9 protein-coding genes are annotated in these 12650 nt (G+C 66.1%); 7 read left to right on the top strand and 2 right to left on the bottom strand.

The genetic code is table 11. The features are described from left to right. The first annotated feature begins 137 nt into the window (after window positions 1-137). From scpB to truB, 7 genes are all read left to right on the top strand, one after another. Window positions 138-1160, top strand: a complete 1023-nt coding sequence (gene scpB, locus DIE17_RS32950) for an SMC-Scp complex subunit ScpB (RefSeq protein WP_124488900.1) — start codon at window positions 138-140, stop codon at window positions 1158-1160. A gap of 60 nt (window positions 1161-1220) precedes the next feature. Next, window positions 1221-2930, top strand: a complete 1710-nt coding sequence (gene rluB / locus DIE17_RS32945; RefSeq protein ID WP_124522554.1) for a 23S rRNA pseudouridine(2605) synthase RluB — start codon at window positions 1221-1223, stop codon at window positions 2928-2930. A 418-nt stretch (window positions 2931-3348) separates the two neighbouring features. Then, the gene (rimP, locus tag DIE17_RS32940) at window positions 3349-3807 is read left to right on the top strand and encodes a ribosome maturation factor RimP (protein ID WP_014897219.1); all 459 of its coding nucleotides are present in this window, start codon (window positions 3349-3351) and stop codon (window positions 3805-3807) included. Continuing rightward, a complete protein-coding gene (gene nusA, locus DIE17_RS32935) occupies window positions 3807-5282 on the top strand; it encodes a transcription termination factor NusA (protein ID WP_044846033.1) in 1476 nt (491 codons plus the stop codon). Before rimP ends, nusA begins: the two co-directional genes overlap by 1 nt. A gap of 91 nt (window positions 5283-5373) precedes the next feature. Then, the gene (gene infB, locus DIE17_RS32930) at window positions 5374-8295 is read left to right on the top strand and encodes a translation initiation factor IF-2 (protein WP_124522556.1); all 2922 of its coding nucleotides are present in this window, start codon (window positions 5374-5376) and stop codon (window positions 8293-8295) included. 113 nt (window positions 8296-8408) lie between these two features. Further along, complete coding sequence (gene rbfA, locus DIE17_RS32925) at window positions 8409-8807, top strand: 30S ribosome-binding factor RbfA (RefSeq protein WP_006495346.1); 399 nt, start codon at window positions 8409-8411, stop codon at window positions 8805-8807. 13 nt (window positions 8808-8820) lie between these two features. Further along, the gene (gene truB / locus DIE17_RS32920; RefSeq protein WP_124522558.1) at window positions 8821-9753 is read left to right on the top strand and encodes a tRNA pseudouridine(55) synthase TruB; all 933 of its coding nucleotides are present in this window, start codon (window positions 8821-8823) and stop codon (window positions 9751-9753) included. A 92-nt stretch (window positions 9754-9845) separates the two neighbouring features. Here the strand turns inward: truB and DIE17_RS32915 are convergent, their stop codons facing one another. Both DIE17_RS32915 and DIE17_RS32910 read right to left on the bottom strand, forming a co-directional pair. Then, complete coding sequence (locus DIE17_RS32915; RefSeq protein WP_124488903.1) at window positions 9846-11405, bottom strand: DHA2 family efflux MFS transporter permease subunit; 1560 nt, start codon at window positions 11403-11405, stop codon at window positions 9846-9848. A 27-nt stretch (window positions 11406-11432) separates the two neighbouring features. Further along, window positions 11433-12650 carry an efflux RND transporter periplasmic adaptor subunit gene (locus tag DIE17_RS32910; RefSeq protein ID WP_044846029.1) on the bottom strand — a complete coding sequence of 406 codons (1218 nt, stop codon included), beginning with the start codon at window positions 12648-12650 and terminating at the stop codon, window positions 11433-11435.

Genomic DNA, 12650 nt, shown 5'->3' with positions numbered 1-12650 from the left:
CTGGCTTGAAGTTGGTTCGCCGCCCCCGGTTCGTGCTCCCATCAATATGACCGATCAGAATCGGGCGAGCGCGTCTTCCGTTCCTTTCGTCTGTTTGTTGATCCGGTTCGTTTGACCACAGGGTCTGGCCTAGCTGCATGAATACCCAAGAGGCGAAGATCGTCCTCGAGACTGCTTTGATCTGCGCGCAGGAACCGCTGAAGCTCGGCGATTTGCGCAAGCTCTTTGCCGACGGCGTGTCGGCTGACACGGTCCGCACGTTGCTCGAAGATCTGAAACAGGATTGGTCCGGCCGCGGTGTCGAACTGGTGGCGCTGGCAACCGGATGGCGCTTCCAGAGCAAGCCGGCGATGCGCCATTACCTGGACCGACTGCATCCCGAGAAGCCGCCGAAATATTCGCGTGCGGTGCTCGAGACGCTCGCGATCATTGCGTATCGGCAACCCGTCACGCGTGGCGACATCGAAGAGATTCGCGGCGTCACGGTCAATACGCAGGTGGTCAAGCAGCTCGAGGATCGCGGCTGGATCGAGGTGATCGGGCATCGCGACGTGCCGGGCCGCCCGGCGCTGTACGCGACGACCAAGCAGTTCCTCGACGATCTCGGCCTGAAGGCGCTCGACGACCTGCCGGCGCTCGAGGAGCCGGCGGCGAACATCGAAGCCGCGCTGCTCGCGCAGCAGGCGATGGACTTCGACGGCGATGCGCCGGCGGCGGACGCGGTGCCGGAAGCCGGCGAGGCGGCGGCGGACGAGTCGCACGTTCGGCCGGACGAATTGCCGGGCGACGCCGCAACGGAAGGCGCGCCGACGCAGGAAATGCCGAACCGCGATACGCTGGAAGCGGATCGCGTTCAGAGCGAACAGGGCGGCGCCGAAGCAGCGCCGGCCGGCGAGCAGCCCGAGCCGCTGCACGCGGTGTGGAACGAGGAAGATCGCAAGCCGGCTGCCGACGCGGTTGCCGGAGACGGAGCGGAAGCGGCCGGCGACATGCCGGGCGAGGCTGGCCAGGCCGACGCCTCACGCTCCCGTCCCGCGGACGGCGAGTTGCTGGACGATACGTCCGACAGCCTCGCCGACGCCGTACGCAGTGCCAGCGCGCCCATCGGCGCCGACGCGCTGCCGGACGACGAAGCAGAACCCGAACAGCGCCGCGCCTGATCGCGGCCGACTTCTTGCCGCGCCCGAGTCGGGCGCGAGACCTGACATTTTGAGGTTGTTTTGACTGATATCCACGATATTGAATCGTCCGCGCCTGCCGTGCAGGCCGCGCGTGCCGACGATGCGCCGGAGCAGGACGCTCCGGCCGCGGGTGGTGACGAGCGTCCCCGCCGCGGCCTGCGGCGCGGCCCGCGCAGCCTGATCGCGCGTCGCCGCGCGGCAGCCAAGTCGAAGGGCGATGGCGAGTCGCAGGGCGGCGAGGGCGCGGAAGCGCAGCCGGCCGACGCGGCGGAAGCGCAGCCCGCACGCGCGCCGCGCAAGGAAGGTGCGGCCAAGGGTGGCCGCAAGCCGGCCGGCAAGCGCGAAGGCGCAGCCAAGGGCGCCCAGGGCGGGCAAGGCGGCCAGGGGCGACGCGGCGGTTCGGCGAAGGCCGAGGGCGGCGCGGCGAAGGCCGAAGGCGACGCAGCGTCGCAGGACGATCTGTTCGCCTATGTGACGTCGCCGGCATTCGACGCGGACAATTCGGCGGGCGGCAGCGGCGTACGTGCGCCGATGCTGCGTCGCGGCCGCAGCCAGCCGGCGAACAAGCGCGTGCTGTCGCCGGACGACGACGCGCCGAAGCTCCACAAGGTGCTCGCGGAAGCCGGTATGGGTTCGCGCCGCGAAATGGAAGAGCTGATCGTCGCCGGCCGCGTGTCGGTGAACGGTGAGCCCGCGCATATCGGCCAGCGCATCATGCCGACCGATCAGGTTCGCATCAACGGCAAGCCGGTCAAGCGCAAGCTGCCGAACAAGCCGCCGCGCGTGCTGCTGTACCACAAGCCGACCGGCGAGATCGTCAGCCACGCGGACCCGGAAGGTCGTCCGTCGGTGTTCGACCGCCTGCCGCCGATGAAGACGGCGAAATGGCTCGCGGTGGGCCGTCTCGACTTCAACACCGAAGGCCTGCTGATGCTGACGACGTCGGGCGATCTCGCGAACCGCTTCATGCATCCGCGCTACAGCGTCGAACGCGAGTACGCGGTGCGCGTCGTCGGCGAACTGTCCGAAGGGATGCGGCAGAAACTGCTGCATGGCGTCGAGCTCGATGACGGCCCGGCGAACTTCCTGCGCATCCGCGACGGCGGCGGCGAAGGCACGAACCACTGGTATCACGTTGCGCTGGCCGAAGGCCGCAACCGCGAAGTGCGCCGGATGTTCGAGGCGGCCGGCCTGATGGTGAGCCGCCTGATCCGTACGCGTCACGGTCCGATCCCGCTGCCGCGCGGCCTGAAGCGCGGCCGCTGGGAAGAGCTCGACGAGGCGCAGGTGCGCAAGCTGATGGCGACCGTCGGCCTGAAGGCGCCGTCCGAGGAAAAGGGCAAGCGCGGTGGTGCAGGGCAGGCCGAGCGCCGCCAGCCGGATCCGATGCAGACGTCGATGGGCTTCATCGGCCGCGAGCCGGTGCTGACGACGCATGGTCAGCTCGACCAGCCGCGTCGCGGTGGCGGCCGGCGCGGCGCTCCGGGCCTGCCCGGCCTGAGCGGTTACGGCAGCTTGCCGGTTTCGCCGTCAGGCTATGGCAACCGCTCGGGTGGCGGTCGCGATGTCGATGGCAATCGCGCGTCGTATGGCGCGGGCCCCAAGCGTGAAGGCGCTGGCGGCAAGCGCGGCGGCGGCAAGGGCGGCAACCGCAATCCCAACGGCAATCGCGCCGAAGGCGCCGGCAACGGCGGTGGCGGTGCGCGCGGCGGTCAGCGTCCGCAGCGCAATCGCTCGCGGGGCCGCTGAGCGTTTGTGGCGTCCGGCGGCATGAAGCCGCCGGTGTGCCGGCGATATCGGCATGAGTCCGATTGGGTCGGCACCTCGCCCCGCGTGGTTTGCTTTTGACTGTATATATATCGCGCTGCCGGACTATGCCGCCTGGTCGGACAGTCCGGTTTCGCATTTTTGGTCGGTAAAGGCGGGCTGGACGCTGCTTTTACCGGCTGGCTTGGCGTTTGCGCCAAAAATCGCTATAATCGCGGAGTCGCTGGGCGTACGGATTCAATGTGCGGCTCAGGTGCGACCACCAGTAAGAAGATGGGCGTTCCGCCCATTTTTTTTTGCTGAAACGGTTAGGCATCTCGGGTAGCGCTTCCTGCGCCGGCTAAGGCGCGCGCCCGCGGGTGAATCGCGAGCGGCGGGCGCGAACACCTGAGAGGACACTGTGCAACTGACGGAACTGATAGAAACCACGGTCACCGGGCTCGGCTACGAGCTGGTGGATCTCGAGCGCACCGGGCGCGGCATGCTTTGCATCTACATCGATCAGCCTGCCGGCATCTCGCTCGAAGATTGCGAAAAGGTCACGCGTCAGCTCCAGCACGTCTTGACGGTCGAAAACATCGATTACGAACGGCTCGAAGTCTCGTCCCCGGGGCTCGACCGCCCGTTGAAGAAGCTGGCCGACTTCGAGCGCTTCGCCGGCAGCGAAGTTTCCGTGACCTTGAAAAAGCCGCTGGACGGGCGCAAGACGTACCGGGGCATTCTGCACGCGCCGAATGGCGAAACGATCGGTTTGGAATTTGAGAGGAAGAAGGGCGAGGCAGCCATGCTGGATTTCACGCTGGCCGATATCGACAAAGCCCGCCTGATTCCGCAAGTTGACTTTAGGAGCCGCAAATAATGAGTCGCGAAGTGTTGATGCTGGTGGATGCGCTGGCGCGCGAGAAAAACGTCGACAAGGATGTGGTGCTGGGCGCCCTCGAGGCCGCGCTCGCTTCCGCTTCCAAGAAGCTGTTCGACGAAGGCGCCGAAATCCGCGTCCATATCGATCGCGAAAGCGGCGAGCACGAAACCTTCCGTCGCTGGCTCGTCGTGCCCGACGAGGCAGGCTTGCAGGAGCCGGATCGCGAGATCCTGCTGTTCGAAGCACGTGAGCAGAAGCCCGACGTCGAAGTCGGCGAATTCATCGAGGAGCCGGTGCCGTCGATCGAGTTCGGCCGTATCGGCGCGCAGGCCGCGAAGCAGGTGATCCTGCAGAAGGTGCGCGATGCCGAACGCGAGCAGATTCTGAACGACTACCTCGAGCGCGGCGAAAAGATCATGACCGGCACGGTGAAGCGCCTCGACAAGGGCAACTTCATCGTCGAATCGGGCCGTGTCGAAGCGCTGCTGCGCCGCGACCAGCTGATCCCGAAGGAAAACCTGCGCGTGGGCGACCGCGTGCGTGCCTACATCGCGAAGGTCGACCGCACCGCGCGCGGCCCGCAGATCGAACTCTCGCGCACGGCGCCCGAGTTCCTGATGAAGCTGTTCGAGATGGAAGTGCCGGAAATCGAGCAGGGCCTGCTCGAGATCAAGGCAGCCGCTCGCGATCCGGGCGTGCGCGCGAAGATCGGCGTGATCGCCTACGACAAGCGGATCGATCCGATCGGCACCTGCGTCGGCATCCGCGGTTCCCGCGTGCAGGCCGTGCGCAACGAGCTCGGTGGCGAAAACATCGACATCGTGCTATGGTCCGAGGATCCCGCCCAGTTCGTGATCGGCGCGCTCGCGCCGGCAGCCGTCCAGTCGATCGTCGTCGATGAAGAAAAGCACTCGATGGACGTCGTCGTCGACGAGAACGAGCTGGCTGTCGCGATCGGCCGCAGCGGTCAGAACGTTCGCCTTGCCAGCGAACTGACCGGCTGGCAGATCAACATCATGACGCCGGACGAATCCGCCCTGAAGCAGGGTGAAGAGCGCGACCGACTGCGTTCGCTGTTCATGGCGCGTCTCGACGTCGACGAAGAAGTTGCCGACATCCTGATCGACGAAGGCTTCACGAGCCTCGAAGAGATCGCGTACGTGCCGCTCAACGAAATGCTCGAAATCGAGGCGTTCGACGAGGACACCGTGCACGAACTGCGCAACCGCGCACGCGACGCACTGTTGACGATGGCGATCGCGAACGAAGAAAAGGTTGAAAATGCAGCGCTGGATTTGAAGGGCCTCGACGGCATCACGCCGGAGTTGCTCGCGAAGCTGGCCGAACACGGCATGCAGACGCGCGACGATGTCGCCGAGCTGGCCGTGGATGAACTGGTCGATATGACCGGGATGGAAGAGGATGCCGCTAAGGCGTTGATCATGAAAGCACGTGAACACTGGTTCCAGTGAGAAATGACCATGGCGCACTGATTTGATGGCGGCCGTATGGCCTGACCCGATGCTAACCGCAAGGAATCGGTCCTTGCACTAAGAGGAATGAATGGCGAGTAACAACGTAGCCCAATTTGCCGCGGAACTGAAAATGCCTGCTGGTGTGCTGCTCGAACAGCTGCAGGCAGCGGGCGTCCAGAAAGCGAGTGAAGACGATGCGCTGTCCGAAGCGGACAAGGCGCGTCTGCTCGATCATTTGCGCAAGTCACACGGCGCAACCGACGGCGACAAGCGCAAGATCACGCTGACCCGCAAGCATACGTCGGAGATCAAGCAATCTGACGCGACGGGCAAGGCTCGCACCATTCAGGTCGAGGTCCGCAAGAAGCGTACGTTCGTCAAGCGCGACGACGTGGCCGAGGGTGCGGAACAGGGTCAGGCGCAGGTCGCCGAAGCGGACGACGATGCGGAACTGAAGCGTCGCGAGGAGGAAGCGCGCCGCGAGGCCGAGCTGCTCGAGAAGCAGGCGCAGGAACTGCGCGAGCGTCAGGAGCGCCTCGAGCGCGAGGAAGCCGAGCGCCGTGCCCGTGAGGAAGCGGCCGAAGCCGAGCGCCGCCGTGCCGAGGAAGAAGCGGCGGCGAAGCGTGCCGCGGCCGAAGCCGCAGCGGCACAGCAGGCGGCTGCCCAGCAGGCCGCCGAGGCTCAGCAGGAAGCAGCCGGTGCGCAGTCCGCGCAGGATGAAGCACGCGCGGCCGCCGAACGTGCGGCCCAGCGCGAAGCGGCGAAGAAGGCCGAGGATGCTGCCCGCGAGGCGGCGGACAAGGCGCGCGCCGAGCAGGAAGAGATCAGCAAGCGTCGCGCGGCGGCAGAAGCCGAAGCACGCGCGATCCGCGAAATGATGAACACGCCGCGCAAGGCCGTGGTCAAGGCAGTCGAGCCGCCGAAGCCGGTGGAACCGCCGAAGCCGGCCGAAGCGAAGGGCACGCTGCACAAGCCGGCAAAGCCGGCGGGCGCAGGCGCGCAGGGACGTCCGGCCGTGAAGAAGCCGGCCGGTGCAGCGCCGGCGGCCACGACGGCACCGGCAGGCGCGGGCGACCGCAACAAGAAGCCGGGCGGCGGCAAGGGCGGCTGGCAGGACGACGCAGCGAAGCGCCGCGGCATCAAGACGCGCGGCGATTCGAGCGGCGGCGTCGACCGCGGCTGGCGCGGCGGCCCGAAGGGTCGCGGCCGTCACCAGGACAGCGCATCGACGTTCCAGGCACCGACCGAACCGATCGTGCGTGAAGTGCACGTGCCGGAAACCATCTCGGTTGCCGATCTCGCGCACAAGATGTCGATCAAGGCCTCCGAAGTCATCAAGGTGATGATGAAGATGGGCCAGATGGTCACGATCAACCAGGTGCTGGACCAGGAAACGGCGATGATCGTCGTCGAGGAACTGGGCCACCGCGCGGTTGCCGCGAAGCTGGACGATCCGGAAGCACTGCTGGTCGAAGGCGAGACCGGTACCGATGCGGAACAGCTGCCGCGCCCGCCGGTCGTCACCGTGATGGGTCACGTCGACCACGGCAAGACCTCGCTGCTCGACCACATCCGCCGCGCGAAGGTTGCAGCGGGCGAAGCGGGCGGCATTACGCAGCACATCGGCGCATACCACGTCGAAACGCCGCGCGGCGTCATCACGTTCCTCGATACGCCGGGTCACGAAGCGTTCACGGCAATGCGTGCACGCGGCGCGAAGGCGACCGACATCGTGGTGCTGGTGGTGGCTGCCGACGACGGCGTGATGCCGCAGACGAAGGAAGCCATCGCGCACGCGAAGGCGGGTGGCGTGCCGATCGTCGTGGCGATCAACAAGATCGACAAGCCGGAAGCGAACCCGGACCGCGTCAAGCAGGAGCTGGTCGCGGAAGGCGTCGTGCCGGAAGAATACGGTGGCGATTCGCCGTTCGTGCCGGTGTCGGCCAAGACGGGCGCCGGTATCGACGACCTGCTCGAGAACGTGCTGCTGCAGGCCGAAGTGCTGGAACTGAAGGCACCGGTCGAGGCGCCGGCGAAGGGCATCGTGATCGAAGCGAAGCTGGACAAGGGCAAGGGCCCGGTCGCGACGATCCTGGTGCAGTCGGGTACGCTGAATCGCGGCGACATCGTGCTCGCAGGCACGGCTTACGGCCGCGTGCGTGCGATGCTCGACGAGAACGGCAAGCCGACGAAGGAAGCCGGCCCGTCGATCCCGGTCGAAATCCAGGGTCTGTCGGAAGTGCCGGGTGCAGGCGAGGAAGTGATCGTGCTGCCGGACGAGCGCAAGGCGCGCGAAATCGCGCTGTTCCGTCAGGGCAAGTTCCGCGACGTCAAGCTGGCGAAGCAGCAGGCCGCGAAGCTGGAAAGCATGCTCGAGCAGATGGGCGAAGGCGAAGTGCAGAACCTGCCGCTCATCATCAAGGCAGACGTGCAGGGCTCGCAGGAAGCGCTCGTGCAGTCGCTGCTCAAGCTGTCGACCGACGAAGTGCGCGTGCAGATCGTGCACAGCGCGGTGGGCGGCATCAGCGAGAACGACGTCAACCTGGCAACGGCATCGAAGGCGGTCATCATCGGCTTCAACACGCGTGCGGATGCACAGGCGCGGAAGCTGGCCGAAGCGAACGGTATCGACATCCGCTACTACAACATCATCTACGACGCAGTGGATGAGGTGAAGGCCGCGATGTCGGGCATGCTGGCGCCGGAGAAGCGCGAAGTCGTGACCGGCATGGTCGAGGTGCGCCAGGTGTTCAAGGTGCCGAAGGTCGGTACGGTTGCCGGCTGTATGGTCACCGACGGTATCGTCAAGCGCTCGTCGTCGGTTCGCGTGCTGCGCAACAACGTCGTGATCTTCACGGGCGAACTCGAATCGCTGAAGCGCTTCAAGGACGACGTGAAGGAAGTCAAGCAAGGCTTCGAGTGCGGTATGTCGGTGAAGAACTTCAACGACATCATCGAAGGCGACCAGTTCGAAGTCTTCGAAGTGACCGAAGTCGCACGGACGCTGTAATCGTCGCGTATCGGCTCATGGGGCGGGGCAGGCTTGGGCCTGTCCCGCCCATTTTCATGGTGGCGTGCCAACGGCGCGCCGCTTTATCCTGATAAACGGATCACGGATCGATCATGTCCAGGAAACGTACTTCCCCCAATCGCAACGTTCAGATCGCCGACCAGATTCAGCGCGATCTGTCCGAACTCATCATGCGCGAGGTCAAAGACCCGCGCATCGGTATCGTGACCATCCAGAGCGTCGAGCTTACGCCGGACTACGCGCATGCCAAGGTCTATTTCACGGCGCTGACCGGCGATCCGGACAAGACGCAGGAAGCGCTGAACCACGCGTCGGGCCACCTGCACAACCTGCTGTTCAAGCGCCTGCACATCCATACGGTGCCGACGCTGCACTTCCATTACGACCAGACGATCGAGAAGGCGGTGGAAATGTCGCGCCTGATCAAGGAAGCCAACTCGACGCGCGCGAAGGACGACGACGAAGCCGACGCGCCCGCGAAGGACGATTGAGCGCGCACGCCCCATGACGACTGCAGCTCCCCAGCGTCCACGCGTGCCGCGGCGCGCGCTGGATGGCGTCCTTCTGCTCGACAAGCCGGTCGGCCTGTCGAGCAACGACGCCCTGATTCGCGCGAAGCGCCTGCTTCTCGCGAAGAAAGCCGGCCATACCGGCACGCTCGATCCGCTGGCCTCGGGCCTGTTGCCGCTGTGCTTCGGCGAAGCGACGAAGTTCTCGCAGGACTTGCTGGAAGCGGACAAGACCTACGAAGCGACGATGCGTCTCGGCGTGCGCACGACCACCGGCGACACGGAAGGCGACGTGCTCGACACGCGCGCCGTCGAATGCGACCGTGCGGCGGTCGAAGCGGCGCTCGCGCGCTTTACCGGCGAGATCGTGCAGGTGCCCCCGATGTATTCGGCGCTCAAGCGCGATGGCAAGCCGCTGTACGAATACGCGCGTGCGGGCCAGACCGTCGAGCGGGAAGGCCGCAACGTGACGATCCATGCGCTCGATCTGCTGGCCTGTGAATTGCCGGACGTGACGTTCCGCGTGACCTGCAGCAAGGGCACGTATGTGCGCACGCTGGCCGAAGACATCGGCGAAGCGCTCGGCTGCGGTGCGCATCTGACGATGCTGCGTCGCACGGGTGTCGGCGCGCTGACGCTCGAACATGCGGTGACGCTCGACGCGCTGTCCGACGCTGCCGAAGCGGCGCGCGACGCCTGGCTTCAGCCGGTCGACGCGTTGCTGTCGACGTTTCCGCTGGTGCGCCTCGACGAAACGAGTGCGAAGCGATTCCTGCACGGCCAGCGCTTGCCGCTGTCGGCGCTCGATTCGATCGATGCGGCCGAGGGCGAGCGTGTGCGCGTGTACGACGCGCAGCGACTGCTCGGCGTGGCGCGCAAGGCCAACGGCGTGCTCGCGCCCGAACGCCTCGTCGTGACGGCTGCGTAACGCGCGACGCGCAAGCGCCGTCGTCGGAACGAAAAAAACCCGGTCGAAATCGACCGGGTTTTTTGTTGGGCGCGCTCGTTCGAGCGCGGTGCTCAGTGTGCAGCCGACGCCGCCGCACCCGCATCGCCGCCGCCCGCGCGCTCCGGCTTCGTGATCCAGATCAGTCCGATCAGCAGCACGAAGATCGCCGCCGAGATGTAGAACAGGTCGTTCACGCCGAGTTGCGCGGCCTGCTGCGTGGCCATGTTGTTGATGAGGCCGTGCGCCTGGTCCTGCGTCAGCCCGAGGCTGCGCATCTGTGTGACGGCCTGGTTGAACGTCGGGTTGTACGGGTTCGCCTGCTCGGCCAACTGCGCGTGATGGAAGTTGTTGCGGTGGTCCCACGCGGTCTGGAAGATCGATGTGCCGATGCCGCCGCACATGATCCGCACGAAGTTCGACAGGCCGGACGCCGCGGGAATGCGGTTGCCGGGCAGGCCGGACAGCGTGATCGACACGAGCGGGATGAAGAAGCCCGCCATCGCGATACCCTGCACGAGCGTCGGCAGCGTCAGCGACCATTCGTCGACGCCCGTCGTGTATCGCGAACGCATCCAGAAGCACAGCGCAAACGTCAGGAACGACGCCGTCGAGATGAAGCGCGGATCGGTACGCGGCAGATACTTCCCGGTGAGTGGCGACAACAGGATCGCGAACAACCCGACCGGCGCCATCACGAGGCCGGCGTCGGTCGCGGTGTAGCCGATTTGCGTCTGCAGCCACAGCGGCAACAGCACGAGATTGCCGAAGTACAGGCCGTACCCGATCGACAGTGCGACTGTGCCGCCGGTGAAGTTCCGCATGCGGAACAGCGACAGGTCGACGACCGGGTGCTCGGCGGTCAGCTCCCAGATCACGAAGAACGCGAACGCAATGACAGCGGTCAGCGCGAGCACGATAATGGTCGTCGACGCGAACCAGTCGAGATCCTTGCCCTTGTCGAGCATGATCTGCAGCGAGCCGACCCAGATGACCAGCAGCGCGAGGCCCACGCCGTCGATCGGCGCGCGGCGCACGGCCGACTCCCGATTGCGATAGATCGCCCACGTCGCGGCGGCGGCGGCGATGCCGACCGGGATGTTGACGTAGAAGATCCACGGCCACGAATAGTTGTCCGAGATCCAGCCGCCGAGAATCGGGCCTGCGACGGGCGCGATCAGCGTCGTCATCGCCCATAGTGCGAGCGCCATCGGTGCCTTCGCGCGCGGATAGCTCGACAGCAGGAGCGCTTGCGACAGCGGAATCATCGGGCCTGCGACCGCGCCTTGCAGCACGCGCGAGCCGAGCAGGAACGGCAGGTTCGGCGACAGCCCGCACATCCACGACGAGATGACGAACAGGATGATCGACGCGAGGAACAGGCGGACCTGACCGAAGCGGTCGGTCAGCCAGCCCGTCAGCGGCACGGAGATCGCGTTCGCGACGGCGAACGACGTGATGACCCACGTACCCTGGTCGGACGACACGCCGAGGTCGCCCGAGATGGTCGGGATCGCGACGTTCGCGATGGACGTGTCGAGCACGTTCATGAACACCGCGAGCGATACCGCGATCGTCCCGAGCACGAGTTGCCCGCCCTGCAGCGGCGGGTGGGAGACAGGAGCCTGTGCCATGTCGATAGTTTTCCGGAGTCGGAACCGTTACATCATCTTGGCGGCGGCGTTCGACTTCGCCGCGGCCGGTGCGGGCGCGTTGCCGCCGGCGTTCTCGGCGATGATGCGCGCGATCTCGGCGTCGGCTTCGTCGCCGTACTTCGCGAACACGTTCGTTTCGTAGACCGTGTTCTGCGCGTTGGCGAGCTGGTCGCCGCGCTCGTCCTTGATGTCGACGTCGACCTGCATCGACAGGCCGATGCGCAGCGGATGCTTCTCGAGTTCCTTCGGATCGATCTCGATACGCACCGGCAGGCGCTGCACGACCTTGATCCAGTTGCCCGTCGCGTTCTGCGCCGGCAGCAGCGAGAACGCCGAACCCGTGCCGGCCGAGAAGCCGACGACCTTGCCGTGGTAGACGGCCGACGAGCCGTAGATGTCGGCGGTCAATTCGACCGGCTGGCCGATGCGCATGTGCTTGAGCTGGACTTCCTTGAAGTTCGCGTCGACCCACACCGCGTTCAGCGGCACGACCGACATCAGCGGGTTGCCCGGCGACACGCGCTGGCCGACCTGAACCGAGCGCTTCGCGACATAGCCGGTGACCGGTGCGGGCAACACGTTGCGCGCGTTCGCGAGGTACGCGTCGCGAACCTTCGCTGCCGCGGCCATCACGTTCGGGTGCGACGCGATCGTCGTGTTCGCGGTCAGTGCGCGGTTCGATGCGAGCTGCTGTTGCGCGGCGTCGACCGACGCCTGCGCGGCGCGCACCGCGTCGCGTGCATGGGAGATTTCTTCCTGCGACACGGCGCCCGTCTGTGCGACGGCCATCCGGCGGCGCAGGTCGTCCTGCGCCTTCGACAGGTCGGACTGGCGCAGCGCGACTTGCGCGCGGTACTGGTCGTCGTTGACGAACAGGCCGCGCACCTGGCGCACCGTCTGCGCTAGGTTGGCCTCGGCCTGCTGCAGCGCGACCTGCGAGTCGGCCGGGTCGAGCACGACCAGCGGATCGCCGGCCTTGACCGTCTGCGTATCGTCGGCCTTCACGGCGATCACGGTACCCGTGACCTGCGGCGTGATCTGCACGACGTTGCCGTTCACGTATGCGTCGTCCGTCTCTTCATGGAAGCGCGCGACGAGGAAGTAGTACAGACCGTACGCGATGGCCGCGATCACGATGACCGCGATCAGCAGCGTCATCATCCGTTTGCGCTTCCCGTTGTTCTGCGGCTGTGCGCTGGCGGCGTTTTGTTGAGGGTCGCTCAT

This window comes from Burkholderia sp. Bp9099, assembly GCF_003857805.1.
GTDB lineage: Bacteria > Pseudomonadota > Gammaproteobacteria > Burkholderiales > Burkholderiaceae > Burkholderia.
This window is presented reverse-complemented; position numbering and strand designations above follow the sequence as displayed.

Coding starts and splice junctions, on each gene's coding strand:
- scpB (WP_124488900.1), top strand. CDS start 138: ATGAATACCCAAGAGGCGAAGATCGTCCTCGAGACTGCTTTGATCTGC.
- nusA (WP_044846033.1), top strand. CDS start 3,807: ATGAGTCGCGAAGTGTTGATGCTGGTGGATGCGCTGGCGCGCGAGAAA.
- infB (WP_124522556.1), top strand. CDS start 5,374: ATGGCGAGTAACAACGTAGCCCAATTTGCCGCGGAACTGAAAATGCCT.
- rbfA (WP_006495346.1), top strand. CDS start 8,409: ATGTCCAGGAAACGTACTTCCCCCAATCGCAACGTTCAGATCGCCGAC.
- truB (WP_124522558.1), top strand. CDS start 8,821: ATGACGACTGCAGCTCCCCAGCGTCCACGCGTGCCGCGGCGCGCGCTG.
- DIE17_RS32915 (WP_124488903.1), bottom strand. CDS start 11,405: ATGGCACAGGCTCCTGTCTCCCACCCGCCGCTGCAGGGCGGGCAACTC.
- DIE17_RS32910 (WP_044846029.1), bottom strand. CDS start 12,650: ATGAGCGACCCTCAACAAAACGCCGCCAGCGCACAGCCGCAGAACAAC.